The organism is Sphingomonas panacis, assembly GCF_001717955.1.
GTDB classification, from domain to species: Bacteria; Pseudomonadota; Alphaproteobacteria; order Sphingomonadales; family Sphingomonadaceae; genus Sphingomonas; species Sphingomonas panacis.
On record NZ_CP014168.1, the window covers coordinates 2,657,813 to 2,676,759 of the forward strand.

Sequence of the window (18,947 nt, forward strand, 5' to 3'; positions counted from 1 at the left end):
CCGCTTCACCGCTCGCCCCCGAAGACCTCAGAGGCGAACGGGGCGCGTAACGGATCAGCGATCAGCGAACGGTGTTGCTGGCGAGGGCGGTATCCATCGGGCCGCATGTCTTCTCGACCCATTCGCCCCTCTTGCCCCAGCATCGCGGATCGAGGTTGGGCACGCGCGCCATGGCGTTGACCGAGGGATGGCGCGGGAAGCGCTCGTCGCCCCAATAGACGAGCGCGTTGCGCAGTGTGGCGGTCTCTTCGAGCGCGATCTTGCCGAATTGTCCGCGCGGCGCGATCGCGGCGCGAAGCGCGACCCGCGCGGCGGTCTGGCAGAAGCCATATTGCGCATTCACCGTGGTGAAGCTCGAATAATTGCGCGTGTCGAAATGGTCGAGCGCGTTCTGTCCGGCGCGAAGCGTTTTGTTGGTGCGCACGAAATACTTGCTCACCGTGTCGTAGGACTTCTTGATCTCGTCCTTATGGTTGAACAGGATCGCGTTGTAGTTGGGCACGGACATCAAGGTCGGCTCGAACTGGCATTGCAGCGCGGCCACGTTGAGCGCCGCGCGCATCTGCCACACCAGTGCGGAGCGGACTTCGAGCGGCGTCGCGCCGGGGAAATCGGCCGCGTAGCGCGGTTCGCTGCCGGTCACCGGCGGCGCGGTCATGTCATGCGGGGTGAAAAAGAACTGCGCCTGGGCAGGCAGTGAAAGCGCCGCCGCATACACTGCAGCACATCCGCATAACGCACGGGACAATTTCATCATTTTCTCACCGAATGGCAGTCGTGACGGGATGATTACGGCGTTTTGTGTTTCAGCCCAAATGCTTTTTTAAGCATGTGGCCAACGTCTCGTCGAATTGCGGTTGAAGGGGGTTTGCGCGAATCAAAAGGGCCGCCCGGACGGTCCGGGCGGCCCTCAGGCATCACCGTTTTACCGGTGATTACATCGCGTTCGACGATTCGTTCGACATCATCATGCCGCCGTTGTCGGACATCGTGCCGTCGACTGCGGTCATGTTGTCCGACATCGTGTCGGTGCTCTCGGTCGAGTTCAGATCCGTGACGGTGGTGTTGTCGACGGGTGCTTCGGTCTTGCCGCAAGCCGACAGCGAAACGGCAGCGGCTGCGACGAGCGAAACAGCAGCGATCTTGGAAAGGATAGTACGCATGGAAAAGCTCCCTAGAAGTTGATTTAGGTGGGTCTGGTTGACCTTATTTACCCGCATCGTGGGGGACATTAGTCCGATAAGTACTTGCCCTCAAGCACAGTTTTCCGCGCCGCGGCGCAAACGCTCCAGAAACGCCGGAAAAGCGTCGTTCAGCGCGGCATCGAAGCTCGCGAAATCGCTCGCCCGGCCGAGCGCCTGCGCGCTGGTGACGGGGTATTCCGCAATGCCGCACGGCACGATGCCGGCGAAATGGCCAAGGTCGGGCGCGAGGTTCACCGCGAAGCCGTGCAGCGTCACCCAGCGCCGCACGCGCACGCCGATCGCGCCGATCTTGGCCTCCTCGCCGCCATCGCGAGTCCAGATGCCGATCCGGCCGGGCGCGCGGAAAGCGGTGATGCCGAGCGCGCCCAGCGCGTCGATCAGCCAGCCTTCGAGCGAACAGATGAAATGGCGGATGTCGCGCCCGCGCACATTGAGATCGAGCATCAGATAGCCGACGCGCTGGCCGGGGCCATGATAGGTGAAGCGTCCGCCGCGCCCGGTCTTCACCACCGGGAAGCGCGGGTCGAGCAGTTCGGCGGGATCGGCGCTGGTGCCGCCGGTATAGACCGGCGGATGTTCGACCAGCCACACGAGCTCGCTGGCCTCGCCTGCGGAAACGGCGGCGGCGCGCGCCTCCATGATCGCGAGGGCATCCTCATAGCCGATTCGGCCCGGCTCGACGCGCCATTCGATTGGGTTGGGGTCATCCATAGAAGCGCTCGATTGCGCCGATGCGCGTCCGAGTGCAAGATTGGACGGGATCGGTGGCAAGGCCCGGCGGGTTGGGCTAACGCGAGTTTACGCACGTCGCGGACCGGGGGAGCCAATGGTCAATCTTGAAGCCGTTTGGGACAGAACGTCCGAGTTCGTCGCAGAACGCCGCGCGGAGGTGATGCCGATCGTCGGGCTACTGCTGTTCGTGCCGCTGGCGCTGATGAACACGCTGATGCCGCTGATCGAACGCGAGCCGAACGTGCGCAACATCGGGCTCGGCCTGGTGGTGGTGGCACTCGGTATCGTCACGATGTGGGGGCATCTCGCGCTGACCGCGCTCGTGCTGGAGGCGCGCGGCTGGACGGCCGCGGTTCGCACCGGGGCGGGGCGGTTGCCGGTCGCGGTGCTGATCTCGCTGATCGAAATGGTGGTGGTGGTGCTGGCGGTCGCACCGATTTTCGTCGCTTTCGCGATGAGCGGCATCGTGCCGGGCCGGACACCGGCGGGGTCGATGCCGATGATCGGGCTCGAACCGGCAGTGTTCATCCTTGTCTATGGATTGGCCTTCGCGATCGTCGGGCTGGTGCTGCTCGCGCGCTTGCTCCTCGTCGACGCGGCGCTCGTCGGCGAACGGCGCGGTGTCTCGGCGCTCATCCGCTCGCTGAGCCTGACGCGCGGGATGACGCTCAAGCTCGTCGGCGTCGTGCTGCTCTACATCCTCGTTTCGCAGGTCGCCGGACTGGCCACCAAGACCGTGTTCGGCGCGATTCTCGGCGTGCTCACCCTCGGCGACGATACCGCCACTGTCGCAACCATCATCACAACGACTCTCGTCGCGCTCGTCCAGACCGGCTTCACCGCGCTGGCGACGGTGTTCACCGCACGCCTGTTCATCGCGGTGCGTGACGCGCGCGAGACGATCGTCGAACTCGTATGAAATGTCCGATATGAAATTGAATATTGCCCGCGCGTTCCAAACCGCGTGGTCCATGTGGAAGACCGACTGGGATCTGCTGCTGCGCGTGGCGGGGCTGTTCGTGTTCCTGCCGCAATTCGCGTCGCTGCTGCTGGTGCCGTTGATGCCCGCTCTGCCGGAGGGCGACACCAGCGAAGCCGCGGTGCGCACCTGGGTCGAGGCGTTCACCACATGGTTCGGCGCCTATGGCCCGTGGCTGTTCGGCGCGGAGCTTCTCACCCTGTTCGGCAGTCTGGTGATGCTGTCGCTGTATCTCGGCACCAACCGGCCGCCGCTCGGCGCGGCGCTGGCGGGGTCGTTGCGGCTGTTCCCGCGCTATCTGCTCGCGGCGCTGATCGTGTCGCTGCCGGTCGGGTTGTTCCTGGTGCCGGCGATCGGTTTCGTGCTGGTACTGCCGGCGATGTATATCTTCGGCCGGCTGCTGCTGACCGGCGCGGTGATCGCCGCCGAACAGCCGATCGGCGCGATCGCCGCGCTTCAGCGCAGCGCGCGGCTGACTCGCGGCAACGGCATGGTGATGATGGGCGTCGCCGGCGTGCTGCTGTTCGGCGGCCAGCTCGCCGCCTGGCCGTTCGTGGCTGCGGGGCGTGCGCTCGGCGGCGCGCCGATGGCGAACCCGGTGACGGCGGCGCTGCTTGACGGGGCGGCCTCGGCCGCGCTGACGGCGGCGCTGATCGCGACGGTGCTGGTCCGCATCGCGCTCTACCGCGAGGCTTTGGTGCTCAACCGCGAGGCTTGAGGCACGGGATCTGCGGCGCGGCATCGGGCGGCAGCGCGCCGATCAGCCGCGGGTCGGCGAACGTCTCGATCGTGCGCCGGATCGCGGTGAAGCCCGATTTGCGATAGAAGCTGAGCGCGGCGGGATGGTCGAGCGTGCAGGTGTGGACCCACACCCGCTCGATCCCCGGTGCCCAGGCGCGGTTAAGGGCCTCCGCCATCAGCCAGCGCCCGAGCCCCTGTCCGGCAAGATCGGGCACCAGCCCGAAATAGGAGAGTTCGCATTCGTGCGCGGTGCGGAAATCGAGTTCGAGGATGCCGGCGTCACGCCCGCCTTCATCGACCGCCGCGAAGATCGCCACGTCGGGATCGTGGAGGATCGCGGTCAGCGCAGCCTCCTCCATCACCAGCCGCGAGAACCACAGCCAGCGTTCGCCGACGCGGCGGAACAATGCGCGGTAGCGATCAGGGGCAGGGCGCTCCAGCGCGACCAGCCGCAACGGCGATGCGGGCACCGCCGGCAACTCGGGCCGCGCGCTCATCTCCAGCGTGGTGACGATCGTCGCCACCTCCTCGGCGCGGACGCCGGTCAGTCCCATGTCGCGACCGGCGGCAGGCTCATCAGGATCGCATCGATATTGCCGCCGGTCTTGAGGCCGAACAACGTCCCGCGATCATAGACGAGGTTGAACTCGGCATAGCGTCCGCGCCACGCGCGCTGCTGCGCCAGATCCGCGTCGGTGAACGGCGTTGCCATCCGCCGCCGCACGATTCGGGGATAGATGTCGAGAAAGGCGCGGCCGACATCCTGCGTGAAGGCGAAATCGCGCGCGAAATCGCCCTCCAGATGATCGTAGAAGATCCCGCCGACGCCACGATGCACGTGCCGGTGGGGGATATAGAAATAGTCGTCGGCCCATTGCTTGAAGCGCGGATAATGCGCCGGGTCATGCGCGTCGCACGCCGCTTGCAGCACGGCGTGGAAATCGGCGGTGTCCTCGGCGATCGGCAGCGGCGGGTTGAGATCGGCGCCGCCGCCGAACCAGCGCTTGGTCGTCGCCAGCATCCGTGTGTTCATGTGGACGGCGGGAACATGCGGATTGGCCATGTGCGCGACGAGGCTGATCCCGGTCGCGCAGAAGCGCGGATCGTCGCCCGCGCCGTGGATGGTCTTGCCGAAATCGCCGTCGAGCACGCCGCCGACGGTCGAGACGTTGACGCCGACCTTCTCGAACACCTTGCCCTTCATCACCCCGCGCACGCCGCCGCCACCCGGCTCGCCGGACGGGTCGACGCGGTCCCACGGCGTATAGACGAAGCGCGCGTCCGATCCCGCCTCGGCTTCGATCGCCTCGAATTCGGCGCAGATCAGGTCGCGCAGATGCTCGAACCAGGTGCGGGCGGCGGCTTGCTGTTCGTCGAGCGGTTGCATGGCCGCGCCCTTTGCCCCCCTCCGGCGGTTAAGTCGAGACGTCGGCGGGCCAGCCGCCGGTCTGGCGCAACGCTTCGCCGAGCGCGATGCCGCACGCGACCGCGAGGTTGAGCGAGCGCATCCCGGCGGCGAGCGGGATTCGCACGCGCAGATCGGCACGATCATGCACCGCTGGCGGAACGCCGCTCCCTTCGGAGCCGAACAGCAGGATGTCTCCGCGGTGGAACGTCGCGGCATCGAGCCGGACGCCGCCGCTGGTGGTCATCAACACCAGCCGCCCGCTCGCGCGCGCTTCGAACGCCGTCCAGTCGGCATGGCGCTCAACCTCGGCGGCGCGCGCGTAGTCCATGCCGGCCCGTGCGAGCGCACGGTCGCTGAACGCGAAGCCCATCGGCTCGATCAGATCGACCGCGACGCCGAAGCACGCGGCCATGCGCAGGATGGTGCCGACATTGCCGGCGATTTCGGGTTGGTGGAGGGCGATGCGCATCATGCTGCGTTACCAGAGGTAAAATGCTGTTGGCAAAGCCGGCTACCTCCGTCTATCAGGTCGAGGCTTCCCGTGGGGACGGAGAAGGTCAGGGCGGCGATATCGTCATCGTCGCCTCAGGAAAATCCCATCGTCGACACGGCGAAGACAAGGGCAGAGAAATGGCAACAGTCGATAATGCCGTGCCACCTGGAGAGGATCCGGCACCGTTCCACGAAGCGGTGGATGATCCGCGCCGGCGCGATTTCATCAATATCGCGGCGGTCGCCTGGGCGGGCGTCGGCGGCGCGATCGTCGTGCTGCCGCTCATCAACCAGATGAGCCCCTCCGCCGACGTGCTGGCGCTGTCCACCACCGAGGTCGACCTTTCCAAGATCGAAGCCGGGCAAGGCGTCGTCACTTCGTTCCGCAAACAGCCTTTGTTCGTGCGCCACCTGACGCCGAAGGAAATCGCCGAGGCCGATGCGGTTCCGCTTGGCGAGCTGCGCGATCCGCAGACTCTCGCCGACCGTACCAAGCCCGGCAAGACCAACTGGCTCATCACGCTCGGCGTCTGCACCCATCTCGGCTGCATTCCGCTCGGCATCCACGAAGGCGAGAATCGCGGCCAGTTCGGCGGCTATTTCTGCCCGTGCCACGGGTCGCAATACGATACCGCCGCGCGCATCCGCAAAGGCCCGGCCCCGAAGAACCTGGCCGTGCCGCCGTACACCTTTTCGTCGGACACGACGGTCACCGTCGGTTGAGGATGTCACAGAGATGAGCTTTCCCTGGGCGAAACATTACGAACCGAAATTCGCGCTGACCAAGTGGGTCGACGAACGGCTGCCGCTGCCGCGCCTCGTCTACAACGCGGTCGGCGCTGGCTATCCGGTGCCGCGCAACCTCAACTATTTCTGGAACTTCGGCGTGCTCGCCGGCGCAGCACTCGCCGCGCAGATCGTCACCGGCATCGTGCTGGCGATGCATTATGCCGCGAACGGCGGCGTCGCGTTCGATTCGGTCGAGCACATCATGCGTGACGTCAACGCCGGCTGGTTCCTGCGCTATGCGCATGCCAACGGTGCGTCGATGTTCTTCATCGTCGTCTACATCCACATCTTCCGGGGCCTCTATTACGGATCGTACAAGGCGCCGCGCGAAATCGTGTGGCTGCTCGGCGTCGTCATCTTCCTGCTGATGATGGCAACCGCGTTCATGGGCTATGTGTTGCCGTGGGGGCAGATGAGCTTCTGGGGCGCCCAGGTCATCACTGGCTTCTTCTCGGCGATCCCGATCGTCGGCGACACGATCCGCGTGTGGCTGCTCGGCGGCTATGCGCCCGACGATGCCGCGCTCAACCGCTTCTTCTCGCTTCACTATCTGCTGCCATTCGTGATCGCCGCGGTCATCGTGCTGCACATCTGGGCGCTGCACATTCCGGGATCGAACAACCCGACCGGCGTGGACGTGAAGGGCGAGCAGGATACCGTGCCGTTCCATCCGTATTACACCGCGAAGGACGGGTTCGGGCTGGGCATCTTCCTGGTGCTGTTCGCCTTCCTGATCTTCTTCGCGCCGAACTATCTCGGCCACCCGGACAATTACATTCCGGCCAACCCGCTGGCGACGCCCGCGCATATCGTGCCCGAATGGTATTTCTGGCCGTTCTACGCGATCCTGCGCGCGTTCACCTCGGACTTCATCCTGCCCGCGAAACTGTGGGGCGTGCTGGCGATGTTCGGGTCGATCGTGCTGCTGTTCTTCCTGCCGTGGCTCGACAGTTCACCGGTCCGCTCAACCAATTACCGGCCGCTGTACCGCATCTTCTTCTGGGTGCTCGTCGCCGACGTGCTGGTGCTCGGCTATTGCGGCGGCTCGCCGGCGGAACCGGCTTATGTGATCGTCAGCCAGATCGCGGCGGCATATTATTTCGCACACTTCCTCGTCATTCTGCCGATCGTCTCGCGGATGGAGCGCCCGCGCCCGCTGCCCAATTCGATCACCGAGGCGGTGCTGGCGAAGCATGGCGGCACCAGCCCGACGGAGACCGCAATGAGCGGCTCCGTGCTCACGGCCGAATAAGGGGACACGACCATGATCCGCTGGATTTCCGGTATTATCGGCCTCGGCATCGTCGCCGTGCTGGGGTGGTCGCTGCTCTGGTCGGTGGTGGGGGTCGTCACCGATCCGCCCGCGCCGACCGCCGAGCATTACGTCCGCTCGCACCACCCTTTGCTCAGCGCGGAGCTTCCGTCCGAAGGGCTGTTCGGAAAATACGATCTGCGCCAGCTTCAGCGCGGCTTCCAGGTTTACAAGGAAGTGTGCGCGGCGTGCCATTCGATCCGGCTCGTCTCGTTCCGTGACCTGAAGCAGCTCGGTTACGACGACGGTCAGGTCAAGGCGATCGCCGCCGGCTGGCAGATCGAACAGCCGAACGTCAACCCCGACACCGGCGAAGTCGCGACGCGCAAGAACCTGCCGTCCGATCGCTTCCCGCTGGTGTTCGCCAACGACGTCGCGGCGCGCGCCGCCAACAACAATGCGGTTCCGCCCGATCTGTCGCTGATGACCAAGGCGCGGCACGAGGGGCCGGACTATGTCTATTCGCTGGTCGGCCACGGTTACGTGAACCAGCCCGCCGATCTGCTGGCCAAGTTCCCCGACGCGAAGACGCCGAAGGGGCTTCACTACAACCAGTATTTCGCCAACCTCAACATCGCGATGCCGCCGCCGCTGACTCAGGACGGGCAGGTCCAGTATCTCGACGGCACCAAGCCGACCGTCGACCAGATGGCAAAGGACGTCGCGGCGTTTCTGACGTGGACAGCCGAACCCAATCTCGATACCCGCCACGGCGCCGGCTTCGCCGTGCTCGGGTTCCTGCTGGTGTTCTGCTTCCTCGCATACGGCGCGTATCAGAACGTTTGGCGCAACATGAAACATTGAGAATGATCGCAGTCGAGACCGAGGCCCGCCAGGATCAGCGCAACGACGATCTGAAGGCGCTGATCCGCACCATTCCCGATTTCCCCAAGCCCGGCATCCAGTTTCGCGACATCACCACGTTGCTGCTCGATGCCAAGGGTTTCGCCGAGGCGATCGCCCGCATGGCGGCGGCGACGGTCGGCCCGGTCGATCTGGTCGCGGGAATCGAGGCCCGCGGCTTCATCTTCGCGGCCGCGATGGCAGCCCCGCTCGGCGCGGGCGTGCTGCTGATCCGCAAGGACGGCAAGCTGCCGGGCGTGACGATCGCCGAGGATTACGCGCTCGAATACGGCACCGACCGGATCGCAATGCACGAGGACGCGCTCGTGCCCGGTCAGCGCGTGCTTCTCGTCGATGACCTGATCGCGACCGGCGGCACGGCGCGCGCTGCGGTGCGGCTGCTGCGCAAGGCCGGCGCGGTGGTGGAGCAGGCGCAGTTCCTGCTCGATCTGCCCGATCTCGGCGGCGCCGACGCGCTCCGCGCCGACGGGCTGGCGGTCGATTCGCTGATCGCGTTCGAGGGGCATTGATCCGCCCTGATCGGCCCGGGGCGCTGCCCCGGACGATCGCCATGTGTCTGCGATGTTTCGAAAACGGAACCACGGCCGCGCTTCATCGTTTCTTCCAAACGATGCGTCGCCCCGCAGTGCGGCTTTCGCATCCTGTCGGAGTACGCAGCATGATCCCCAGGAAGCTCTTGATCGCCGGCCTCGGCCTCGCCGCCGCATTTGGCCTCTCGGCCTGCGTCGATGACGGGTATGGCTATGGCGGCGGCGGCATCGGTTATGCCAGTTCCGGGTGGGACCCCTATTACGGCGGGTTCAACGCCGATCCCTATTGGGGCTGGTACGGCGACTATTATTATCCGGGCACCGGCTATTACGTCTACGGTCGCGACAACCGCCGCTACCGCTGGAACGGCGCTCAACAGAATTACTGGCGCGGCCGCTCGCAACATTGGAACAACGCGCACCGTGACATCCGCCCGATGTGGCGCGATTTCCGCGGCCCGCGCGGCGGCAACAACACCTGGCAGGGCGGCCGCCCCGGCGGCGGCAACTGGCAAGGTGGTCCCGGTCGCCCGAACGGGGGCACCTGGCAAGGCAATGGCGGTGGTCGCCCGGGCGGCGGCACCTGGCAAGGCAATGGCGGCGGTCAGCCGGGCGGCGGCGCCTGGCATGGCAATGGTGGTGGTCGGCCGGGCGGTGGTTCCTGGCACGGCGGCGGTGGTCGTCGTGGCGGCGGCGGTCGTCGCCCCTGACGTGCCGCCCGGGGCCAGCCAACACTGGCACCGCCAGCGTCACCACGCTAATCGGCAAGCATGAACGCACCCCATCGTCTGCGGCTCGATAGCGCCGCACTCGTCGCCAATTGGCGTGCCCTCGCTGCGCTGAGTGGACCTGCCGCGTGCGGCGCCGCGATCAAGGCCGACGGCTATGGCCTTGGCGCGGTCGAGGTCGCCCGTCGGTTGGCGCAGGCCGGCTGCCGCGATTTCTTCGTCGCCACCTGGGCCGAGGCCGAGGCGCTCGCGCCGCTCGGCCTGCCGGTCGCGGTGCTTCACGGCGTCCGCGAAGAGGATATGGCCACCGCGCCACAAGGCTTCGCATGGCCGGTGCTCAACACCGAGCGTCAGGTCGCGCGCTGGCGCGCCGCCGGGGGCGGACGGTGCGATGTGATGGTCGACACCGGCATGAGTCGGCTCGGTATCGCGGCCGCTGCGGTTTGCGACGGCACGCTCGACGGGCTGGAGATCGGCACGCTGATGAGCCATCTCGCCAGCGCCGACGAGGATTCGCCGCTCAACGGGCGCCAGCTTGCCGCGTTCACTTCGCTCAAGGGGCACCACCCCGCCAAGCGGATGAGCCTCGCCAATTCCGCCGCGATCGCTTTTGGCCGCGACTATGCCTTCGATCTGACGCGGCCCGGCCTGGCGCTCTACGGTGGCGTGCCGCGCGAAGAGCTTGCCGGCACGCTGCGTCAGGTGGTGACGCCCGAGGCGCAGATCCTCCAGCGCCGTCGTCTCCAGCCCGGCGACGTGATCGGCTACAACGCGCTGTTCACCGCCGAGCGCTCGACGGAAGTGGCGATCCTCAACCTCGGCTACGCCGACGGCTATTGGCGCGGCTTTTCACAGCGCGGCGCGGCCCATCACGGCGAGGCGCGCCTGCCGGTGCTGGGCCGCGTCTCGATGGACCTCACCGCCATAGCAGTCGATGCTGTGCCCGATCTCGCCGAGGGCGACTGGGTCGCGATCGACTATGCACTACCGGAGGCGGCGGCGCTGTCGGGCATGTCCCAATACGAATTGCTCACCGGGCTGGGCAAACGGTTCGACCGGATGTGGGTCGGGTAGCGGGACGCGTCTTGCGCCCGCTACCCTAAGCTCACCTCAGCGCTCGACGCACATGGCGATGCCCATGCCGCCGCCGATGCACAAGGTCGCCAGACCCTTCTTCGCGTCGCGCTTCTCCATCTCGTAGAGCAGGGTGGTCAGCACGCGCGCGCCGCTCGCGCCGATCGGGTGGCCGATCGCGATCGCGCCGCCGTTGACGTTGACCTTCTCCGCATCCCAGCCGAGTTCCTTGCCGACCGACAGCGCCTGCGCGGCGAACGCTTCGTTGGCTTCGATCAGGTCGAGATCGGCGAGCGTCCAGCCCGCCTTCTCCAGCGCGCGGCGGGTGGCGGGGACAGGGCCGATGCCCATCACCGAAGGATCGACACCAGCCGAAGCCCAGCTCACGATCCGCGCAAGGATCGGGCTCCCGCGCTTCTCGGCTTCCTCGCGGCTCATCAGCACCAGCGCGGCGGCGCCGTCGTTGAGGCCAGAGGCGTTGGCGGCAGTGACGGTGCCGTCCTTCTTGAAGGCGGGGCGCAGGCCCGACACCGATTCGATCGTCGCGCCGGCGCGGATATATTCATCGGCATCGACGATCGTGTCGCCCTTGCGGCCCTTGATCGTGACGGGAGCGATCTCGTCCTTGAAGCGCCCGCTGCCGCGCGCGGCTTCGGCGCGATTCTGTGACCGCACCGCGAATGCGTCCTGCTCGGCGCGCGTCACCTGATATTGCTCGGCGACATTCTCGGCGGTGATGCCCATGTGATAATGGTTGAACGCGTCGGTCAGCCCGTCCTTGATCATCGTGTCGATCAGCGAAAGATCGCCCATCTTCTGCCCGGCGCGCAGCGCCTGAGCATGTGCCGACATCGACATCGATTCCTGCCCGCCCGCGACGACGATGCTGGCGTCGCCGGTCGCGATCGCCTGCGCCGCCAGCGCGACCGCGCGCAGCCCCGATCCGCACACCTGGTTGACGCCCCAGGCCGGAACCTCCTTGGGCACGCCCGCCGCCATCGACGCCTGCCGCGCCGGGTTCTGGCCCTGCGCCGCAGTCAGCACCTGCCCGAGAATCACTTCGGACACCTCTTCGCCCGATACGCCCGCCTGCGCGAGCGCGGCGACGATCGCCTGACGGCCGAGCTCATGCGCCGGCACGCCGGCAAAGGCGCCGAGGAAACTGCCGACCGGGGTGCGCTTGGCGGCGGTGATGACGATATCGGTCATGTCTGGTGAGTCTCCGACAGGTGGAATGTCTGTGAGCGGCTATTTAGGGCGCGGCAGGGCGCTTAGCCAGTCCGCAAGCGGTTCCCACAGCTCGGCACGACGGCGGCTGCCGACGATCATGCCGACATGCCCGGCGGCGACATCGTGCCGGTCGGGCAGATCAGCGGCGCTGGCGGCGGGCACGATCCGGTCATGGCGCGAGACGAACTCGATCGCCGGGCAATCGAGCTGGGCCGGGCCGGCCACGGCGCCGGCGATCCGCCATGCGCCGCTGCCGGGGAGATCGCGCGCGATGAAATCCTCCATCAACTGCCGCCCGGCGCCGTAGGGCAGGGGGGCGCCGCCATTCGCCCAGTCCTCCACCGCGATGAACGCCTTCCACGCCGGGCTGCCCGGCTGCATCCGCGCGAACGCCTCGTATTTGGCGATCGTCTTGGCGGGATCGAGCCGCCAGAAGCCGCTTTGCAGCACTTCGACCGGCACCAGACCCATCGCCTCGCAGCTTGGCTTGGCGGCACTCCACAACGATCCGATGTCGGCGCGGCCGGCGCCGAACCCGGCGAAGCGCCACGGCGCCGCGATCAGCGCCAGCCCCGCCACCGTTGCCGCGCAGGCCGCGCCAAGCGCCATCGTCCCGCCGAGGCAATAGCCCGCCAGAACCGGCGGTTCGCCGAGCCGCTCGGTCACCTTGGCGATCAGCGGCAGCAGGAGTTGCTCGACATGCCCGGCCAGATCCATGCCACGGTCGCGCGGCGGCGGAGCGCCCCAATCGACCAGCAGCGGGCGAACGCCGGTGCCCGCCAGCCACCGCAGCAGCGATACGTCGTGGGTGAGATCGAGGATATTCGGCCCGTTGATAAGCGACGGCACCACGATCACCGGCCGCGCCGTTTCGCCTTTCACACCGTAATCGCGCAGCCGCACCCGGCCTTTGCGGAACCGTATCGGCGCAAGCTTGCGCGGGCGTCCACGCGGCGCCTCCTGAAACGCGCGCAGCCCGGCAAGTGCTGCGGTGCGACGTTCGGGTGATTCCGCAGTCTCGCTTTGCAGCATTTCGAGGAATAACGGCAGCGGACGTGGTCCGTGTTGCGATGCGGCATCAAAAGGTGTTAGACGTGAGACAACCACTGGGGGTCAGGGCCTTTCTTCATGAAAAAGCATACTGCGGGCGATGGCCCGGCGATCATCAAGAAATACGCCAACCGCCGGCTCTATAATACCGAAACCTCGTCGTACATCACGCTGGAACATCTCGCCGCGATGACGCGCGAGGGGCGCGACTTCAAGGTGGTCGACGCCAAGAGCGACGAGGACATCACGCACAACATCCTCACCCAGATCATCATGGAAGAGGAATCGCGCGGCGAGACGATGCTTCCGGTCAACTTCCTGCGCCAGTTGATCTCGATGTACGGCGATTCGATGCAGGCGATGGTCCCGGGCTATCTGGAAGCGTCGATGGACAGCTTCCGCCGCAACCAGCTCCAGTTCAAGTCGGCGGTCGAGGGCGCGTTCGCCAACTCGCCCTTCGCCGAGCTCGCCAAGCAGAACATGGCGATGTTCGAAGCGGCGACTCAAGCGTTCAAGCCCGGTGCCGTCGGTGGCGTTGCTGCCGCCACGCCTGCGGAAAACGGTACGCCGCTCAGCAAGGACGAGGAAATCGCCGCGTTGAAGGCCGAATTGGGCAAGCTCGTCGAGAAGATCGACAAGCTCGGCGAATAAAGCACGTTGCCCCGGCGCAGGCCGGGGCCGCTGTGTGTGTTGCGGAACGATCGCCTTAAACTCGACGGCCCCGGCCTTCGCCGGGGCGACGGTTACTACAAACACGCCTCCAGATACGCCTGATCGAACCCGAACTGCCGCGCCTTCTCCAGCGTGTACGGCCGCAGCCCCATCGAGCGGTACTCGCCGATGATCTTGCCGTCGGCGCTCTCCTCCAGATATTCGAACTTGAACAGCTCCTGCGTGACGATCACCGGGCCTTCCATGCCGATCACCTCGGTGATGTTGGTCACCCGGCGCGAGCCGTCGCGCAGCCGCTTCACCTGAACGATCATATCGACCGAATCGGCGATCTGGCGGCTGATCGCTTCCTTGGGCATCTTGATGTCGCCCATCATCACCATGTTCTCCATACGCCCGAGGCATTCGCGCGGGGAGTTGGAGTGGAGCGTACACATCGAGCCGTCATGGCCGGTGTTCATCGCGGCGAGCAGATCGAAACACTCGGCGCCGCGGATTTCGCCGAGGATGATGCGGTCCGGCCGCATACGCAGCGAGTTCTTCACAAGATCGCGGATGCTGATCTCGCCCTGACCTTCGAGGTTGGCCGGGCGCGTTTCGAGCGGCAGCCAGTGCGGCTGCTGCAGGCGTAATTCGGCGGCATCCTCGATCGTCAGCACGCGCTCGCCGGGGTCGATCATCTTCGACAGCGCGTTGAGCATCGTCGTCTTGCCCGAGCCGGTGCCGCCCGAGATGACGACATTGAACCGGCACGCCCCCGCGATCTTGAGCGCGGTCGCCATCTTGACGCTCATCGAGCCGAAGCCGGCCATCATATCGAGCGTGATCGGCTTGTCGGAAAATTTGCGGATCGAGATCGCTGTGCCGCGCAGCGAGAGCGGCGGCACGATCACGTTGACGCGCGAGCCATCTTTCAGGCGCGCGTCGGCGAGCGGCGTGGTCTGATCGACGCGGCGGCCGACCGAGTTGCAGATCCGCTGCGCGATCTGGAACAGATGCTCCTCGTCGCGGAACTGGATCTGCGCGAGCTCGAGCTTGCCCTTGCGCTCGACGAAGGTCTGGTTGGGCCCGTTGACCATGATGTCGGTGACGTTGGGATCGGCCAGCAATTCCTCGAGCGGTCCAAGCCCGAGCAGCTCGTCGACCAGCACCTTCTCCAGAGCGAACTGCTCGCGCCGGTTGAGCGTCAGCTTCAATTCGGCGAGCACCTCGCCGATGATTGGGCGGAATTCCTCGGCGAGCTCGTCCTTGTCGAGAGTCGCGGCGGCCTCGGGATCGACGCGTTCGAGCAGACGCGGCAGCACCTGCTCCTTGATCTTGTGGATCGAGGCCTCGAACCCCTCGACCCGGCTGTTGCCAGCCTCGCCCGAAGCCGCCTGCCGCTCGGCCAGCCGCAGCATCGCGTCGTGCGAGGCACCCGGCATGGTGCCCATCGCCATGCCGTCGATCTCTCCGGGCATCGGCAGGTCGATCAGCGGCGGGAATTGCTCGGCATGCGTATCGGCGTCGGAAGCCGGGCGCGGCGCGCCCTGCATCGGGCGCGCGACGCCGAAGGCGGGGCGCGTACCCATTCCGGCTGTTCCCGGTCGCCGCCCAAATGCACTCATTCCGCGTGTTCCCTCATCCATCGGACGGGGAATAGAGGCGAGGGTTTGAGAATTTCCTAACCAAGGCCAGGGCGCCGGGATCGCGGCTTCACGCCGCCAGCCGATTCCCGTGCCGCGCAGTGTGCGCCGGGTCGTTGCGACGCCAGATCACGAGCCGATCGTGGCCGCCGGTGTAGACGCGGTGCGGCAATTGCGCGATCGGATGATAGTCGCGCGCAAGCGTTGCCGCGAGCAACCGCTCCATCGCCGGGTTACGGTCGGTCCAGCTCGAATGCGCGATCGTGATGATCGTGCCCGGCTGGCGGGCGAGCGTGGCACGCAGTTCTTGCGCCTGATCCACGCCGAGCGCACGCGCCTCGCGCGTCGAACTGAGATGCCCGGTGAACGCGAAGCGCGACACCCGGCACGCGTGGCTCAATTGGTAATAGGCGACCGGGCCTTCGTAGATGAAAAGGCAGCGTGTCCGCACGTCGCCCGGCAGCGCCGCGAGAACCTTCGCCGCATACTCCCGCTCCTTCGCGCCGACGCGAGGGGCCACTCTGACCGCATAGAAGAGCGGCCAGGCCAGAACGGCAATGAAGAGTGCGGTGCCGAAGCGGCGAATCGCGAACGCATCCGCGATCAGGGGGCAGCAGGCGAGCACCAGCGGAATCGCGTAATGCGGGAAATATCCGCCGATCGCGCCGAAATCGACCACCGAGAGCGCGATCCAGCCGAGCAGGAAGGCGGTCTCGCCGTCCCATGTCTCGAAGCGCCGTGTTCTGGCCCAGAGCCCGAGCAGCGCGACCGCGAGCGCGGGCGACGTGAGGATGATCGAGCTTGCGAAATTGTCCATCGCCGCCGGGTCGGCGGGCCTGCCCTTGGCGATGACGGACAGGATATTCGCCTGCCACCACGCGTCGAAATGTCCCAGCGCCGTGTAGGTCAGCATCGCCGCGACGGTCGGCACGGCCGCCGCGATCGTCAGCGGAAGCATCAGGCGCAGCGTGGCCGCCACGTCGCGGCTCTGCCGCCACCGCGACCAGAGCAGCCATGCGCCGAAGAACGCACCCTGGAATATCGCGTTGGTCTTGATCTGGATCGCAATGCCGATGAGTGCCATCGCGGCGACGCCAAGCTGGATCTTGCTGCGGTCATCCGCGCTTTCAGCGGCGCGCACGGTCAGACACGCCGCCGCCATGACGAACAGATCGTAGAACACCGGCGTCTGGGTGGTGTCCCCCCACAAAGTGTTCAGCGCGGCGAGGTAGAAGATGCCCGCCATCGTCGCCGGCATCCAGCCGACCCGCTTGCGCGCGAATATCGCGATCAGCAGCGCGGTCGCGGTGGCGAAAGCGGTCGCGACGAGGTGCGCGGCCAGCACGCCATCGCCGGGTAGCAGCCGGATGCCCGCGAACAGTACGAACAACCCGACCGGTTTGCGGTCCCAGATGTCGAGATAGGGCAGCTCGCCATGCCACATCCGATCGCCGACGAGCAGATAGAATTGCTCATCCAGCCCGGCGATCGGGTCGCCGAAAAGGCCGAAGCGGAGCAGTACGGCCGCGCAGGCGAGTGCGCCAAGCACCACCCACGCGGCGCGCGGCAAGCGCGCGGTGTCGTCTTGGGCAACGATTCGTATGGGCGGGCCAGCGACAATATCCATGACCGGCCGTGTCGCAGGGCGTGGTTAACGCCCGGTAAAGTGGCGCGGCGAAGAGATCAGGCGGCGCGCTCGGCGAGCACGGTCAGCCCGTTCGCGTTGACCTCGGCGAAACCGCCCTCGATGGAGAGCAACTCGGGTTCGCCCTTTTCGGAGCGATAGATCTGCAAGCTCCCGTCGCGGATCGTCGACATCACCGGCGCATGGCCTTCGAGCACGCCGAAATCGCCCTCGGTGCCGGGCACGACGACCATATAGACCTCTTCCGAGCGGACGAGCTTTTCAGGCGTTACGAGTTCGAAGTGCAGCATTTTGGTTTCCTACTCCCCTCCCGCTCGCGGGAGGGGTCGGGGGAGGGCGTGTCATTCGGAAGAACCCTGCCCACAGGCCCTCCCCCAGCCCCTCCCGCGAGCGGGAGGGGAGTAGAGGTGGCTTTACGCCTCCTGCGCCATCTTCTCGGCCTTGGCGATCGCTTCCTCAATGCCGCCGACCATGTAGAAAGCGGCTTCGGGCAGGTGATCATATTCACCTTCCACGACAGCCTTGAACGACTTCACCGTGTCCTCGATCTGGACGAACTTGCCCGGAATGCCGGTGAAGACCTCGGCGACGTGGAACGGCTGCGACAGGAAGCGCTGGATTTTCCGCGCACGCGACACGGTCAGCTTATCCTCTTCCGAAAGCTCGTCCATGCCGAGAATCGCGATGATGTCCTGAAGCGACTTGTACTTCTGGAGCGTCGACTGAACCGCACGCGCGGTCTCGTAATGCTCCTGGCCGACGACGCGGGGTTCGAGAACGCGGCTGGTCGAATCGAGCGGATCGACCGCCGGATAAATGCCGAGTTCCGAGATCGCGCGGTTGAGCACGGTCGTCGCGTCCAAGTGGGCGAACGACGTCGCCGGCGCCGGATCGGTGAGATCGTCGGCCGGAACGTACACGGCCTGCACCGAGGTGATCGAGCCCTTGTTGGTCGAGGTGATGCGCTCCTGGAGAGCGCCCATGTCGGTCGACAGCGTCGGCTGATAGCCCACCGCCGACGGGATGCGGCCGAGCAGTGCCGACACTTCCGCGCCTGCCTGCGTGAAGCGGAAGATGTTGTCGACGAAGAACAAAACGTCCTGGCCTTCGACATCGCGGAAATATTCGGCGATCGTCAAACCCGAGAGTGCGACGCGCGCGCGCGCGCCGGGCGGCTCGTTCATCTGGCCGTATACCAGCGCAACTTTCGAGCCTTCGGAGATCGCATTGCCGTCGGCATCCTTGGCGATCACGTTGGCGTCGAGGAACTCGTGGTACAGATCGTTGCCCTCGCGGGTCCGCTCGCCGACGCCGGCGAACACCGAGGTGCCGCCGTGGCCCTTGGCGATGTTGTTGATCAGTTCCTGGATCAGCACGGTCTTGCCGACGCCGGCGCCGCCGAACAGGCCGATCTTGCCGCCCTTGGCATACGGCGCGAGCAGATCGATCACCTTGATGCCGGTGACCAGGATCGCGTTCTCGGTCGACTGATCGACGAACAGCGGCGCCTTGGCATGGATCGGCGCGCGCAGATCGGTGTTGACCGGGCCGCGCTCATCGATCGGCTCACCGATCACGTTGAGGATTCGGCCGAGCGTCGCCGGGCCGACCGGAACCTGAATCTGGTTGCCGGTGTCGGTCACCGTCTGGCCGCGCATCAGGCCCTCGGTCGCGTCCATCGCGATCGTGCGGACGGTGTTCTCGCCGAGATGCTGCGCCACTTCGAGCACCAGCTTGGCGCCGTTGTTGCTGGTCTCGAGCGCGTTCAGGATCGCGGGCAGATTGCCCTGATCGAACGCCACGTCGACGACCGCGCCGATCACCTGGCTGATGCGGCCTACGTTGTTGGTGGTCGCTACGGAAGCGATCGT

21 protein-coding genes are annotated in these 18,947 nt (G+C 66.3%); 9 read left to right on the top strand and 12 right to left on the bottom strand.

Translation table 11 applies throughout. From position 1 onward, the window contains the following. Positions 1-61 precede the first annotated feature (61 nt). From J0A91_RS12145 to lipB, 3 genes are all read right to left on the bottom strand, one after another. On the bottom strand, positions 62-754 hold the full coding sequence (locus tag J0A91_RS12145; protein WP_069207268.1) for a hypothetical protein: 693 nt from the start codon (positions 752-754) through the stop codon (positions 62-64). A 181-nt stretch (positions 755-935) separates the two neighbouring features. Then, positions 936-1,163 (bottom strand): hypothetical protein, encoded by a 228-nt coding sequence (locus J0A91_RS12150; protein ID WP_069205127.1) that lies wholly within the window; start codon positions 1,161-1,163, stop codon positions 936-938. Between the two features lie 90 nt (positions 1,164-1,253). After that, entirely contained in the window at positions 1,254-1,916 is a 663-nt protein-coding gene (gene lipB / locus J0A91_RS12155) for a lipoyl(octanoyl) transferase LipB (RefSeq protein WP_069205128.1), read from the bottom strand. Between the two features lie 115 nt (positions 1,917-2,031). On the opposite strand from lipB, the gene J0A91_RS12160 reads away from it, so the two are divergent. Both J0A91_RS12160 and J0A91_RS12165 read left to right on the top strand, forming a co-directional pair. Then, complete coding sequence (locus tag J0A91_RS12160; protein ID WP_069205129.1) at positions 2,032-2,856, top strand: hypothetical protein; 825 nt, start codon at positions 2,032-2,034, stop codon at positions 2,854-2,856. 10 nt (positions 2,857-2,866) lie between these two features. Beyond that, positions 2,867-3,634, top strand: a complete 768-nt coding sequence (locus J0A91_RS12165; protein WP_069207269.1) for a hypothetical protein — start codon at positions 2,867-2,869, stop codon at positions 3,632-3,634. Here J0A91_RS12165 and J0A91_RS12170 read toward each other — a convergent pair. Genes J0A91_RS12170 through J0A91_RS12180 form a run of 3 tightly spaced genes read right to left on the bottom strand, consistent with a single transcriptional unit; the run spans position 3,618 to position 5,534 of the window. Then, positions 3,618-4,211, bottom strand: a complete 594-nt coding sequence (locus tag J0A91_RS12170; protein ID WP_069205130.1) for a GNAT family N-acetyltransferase — start codon at positions 4,209-4,211, stop codon at positions 3,618-3,620. The two genes, J0A91_RS12165 and J0A91_RS12170, sit on opposite strands and share 17 nt — an antisense overlap. Next, on the bottom strand, positions 4,202-5,044 hold the full coding sequence (gene hemF / locus J0A91_RS12175; RefSeq protein WP_069205131.1) for an oxygen-dependent coproporphyrinogen oxidase: 843 nt from the start codon (positions 5,042-5,044) through the stop codon (positions 4,202-4,204). Before hemF ends, J0A91_RS12170 begins: the two co-directional genes overlap by 10 nt. A 28-nt stretch (positions 5,045-5,072) precedes the next feature. After that, positions 5,073-5,534, bottom strand: a complete 462-nt coding sequence (locus J0A91_RS12180; RefSeq protein WP_069207270.1) for a tRNA (cytidine(34)-2'-O)-methyltransferase — start codon at positions 5,532-5,534, stop codon at positions 5,073-5,075. Positions 5,535-5,695: 161 nt separating this feature from the next. Here J0A91_RS12180 and petA point away from each other — a divergent pair, with 161 nt between their 5' ends. The 6 genes from petA (at position 5,696) to alr (ending at position 10,854) form a co-directional block, all read left to right on the top strand. Beyond that, positions 5,696-6,280, top strand: a complete 585-nt coding sequence (gene petA / locus J0A91_RS12185; RefSeq protein WP_083224660.1) for a ubiquinol-cytochrome c reductase iron-sulfur subunit — start codon at positions 5,696-5,698, stop codon at positions 6,278-6,280. 13 nt (positions 6,281-6,293) lie between these two features. After that, positions 6,294-7,598, top strand: coding sequence for a cytochrome b (locus J0A91_RS12190; protein ID WP_069205132.1), 1,305 nt, complete (start codon positions 6,294-6,296; stop codon positions 7,596-7,598). Between the two features lie 12 nt (positions 7,599-7,610). Next, the gene (locus J0A91_RS12195) at positions 7,611-8,462 is read left to right on the top strand and encodes a cytochrome c1 (RefSeq protein WP_069205133.1); all 852 of its coding nucleotides are present in this window, start codon (positions 7,611-7,613) and stop codon (positions 8,460-8,462) included. Between the two features lie 2 nt (positions 8,463-8,464). Beyond that, positions 8,465-9,031 carry an adenine phosphoribosyltransferase gene (locus tag J0A91_RS12200; protein ID WP_069205134.1) on the top strand — a complete coding sequence of 189 codons (567 nt, stop codon included), beginning with the start codon at positions 8,465-8,467 and terminating at the stop codon, positions 9,029-9,031. Positions 9,032-9,180: 149 nt separating this feature from the next. Further along, positions 9,181-9,762, top strand: coding sequence for a hypothetical protein (locus J0A91_RS12205; protein ID WP_069205135.1), 582 nt, complete (start codon positions 9,181-9,183; stop codon positions 9,760-9,762). 60 nt (positions 9,763-9,822) lie between these two features. After that, on the top strand, positions 9,823-10,854 hold the full coding sequence (gene alr, locus J0A91_RS12210; RefSeq protein WP_069205136.1) for an alanine racemase: 1,032 nt from the start codon (positions 9,823-9,825) through the stop codon (positions 10,852-10,854). A 36-nt stretch (positions 10,855-10,890) separates the two neighbouring features. Here alr and J0A91_RS12215 read toward each other — a convergent pair whose 3' ends face one another. After that, positions 10,891-12,063 carry an acetyl-CoA C-acetyltransferase gene (locus J0A91_RS12215; RefSeq protein ID WP_069205137.1) on the bottom strand — a complete coding sequence of 391 codons (1,173 nt, stop codon included), beginning with the start codon at positions 12,061-12,063 and terminating at the stop codon, positions 10,891-10,893. A gap of 39 nt (positions 12,064-12,102) precedes the next feature. Continuing rightward, positions 12,103-13,116, bottom strand: a complete 1,014-nt coding sequence (locus tag J0A91_RS12220) for an alpha/beta fold hydrolase (RefSeq protein WP_206364903.1) — start codon at positions 13,114-13,116, stop codon at positions 12,103-12,105. Positions 13,117-13,212: 96 nt separating this feature from the next. Here J0A91_RS12220 and phaR point away from each other — a divergent pair, with 96 nt between their 5' ends. Beyond that, positions 13,213-13,785 (top strand): polyhydroxyalkanoate synthesis repressor PhaR, encoded by a 573-nt coding sequence (gene phaR / locus J0A91_RS12225; RefSeq protein ID WP_069205139.1) that lies wholly within the window; start codon positions 13,213-13,215, stop codon positions 13,783-13,785. A gap of 95 nt (positions 13,786-13,880) precedes the next feature. On the opposite strand, the gene J0A91_RS12230 is transcribed toward phaR, so the two are convergent. The 4 genes from J0A91_RS12230 to atpD form a co-directional block, all read right to left on the bottom strand. Then, the gene (locus J0A91_RS12230) at positions 13,881-15,413 is read right to left on the bottom strand and encodes a TadA family conjugal transfer-associated ATPase (protein ID WP_069205140.1); all 1,533 of its coding nucleotides are present in this window, start codon (positions 15,411-15,413) and stop codon (positions 13,881-13,883) included. Between the two features lie 88 nt (positions 15,414-15,501). After that, positions 15,502-17,058: an ArnT family glycosyltransferase gene (locus J0A91_RS12235; protein WP_069205141.1), complete on the bottom strand. Its 1,557-nt coding sequence runs from the start codon at positions 17,056-17,058 to the stop codon at positions 15,502-15,504. Positions 17,059-17,114: 56 nt separating this feature from the next. Next, positions 17,115-17,366 carry an ATP synthase F1 subunit epsilon gene (locus tag J0A91_RS12240; RefSeq protein WP_069205142.1) on the bottom strand — a complete coding sequence of 84 codons (252 nt, stop codon included), beginning with the start codon at positions 17,364-17,366 and terminating at the stop codon, positions 17,115-17,117. 123 nt (positions 17,367-17,489) lie between these two features. After that, positions 17,490-18,944 carry a F0F1 ATP synthase subunit beta gene (gene atpD / locus J0A91_RS12245; protein ID WP_206365045.1) on the bottom strand — a complete coding sequence of 485 codons (1,455 nt, stop codon included), beginning with the start codon at positions 18,942-18,944 and terminating at the stop codon, positions 17,490-17,492. Between the last annotated feature and the right edge of the window lie 3 nt (positions 18,945-18,947).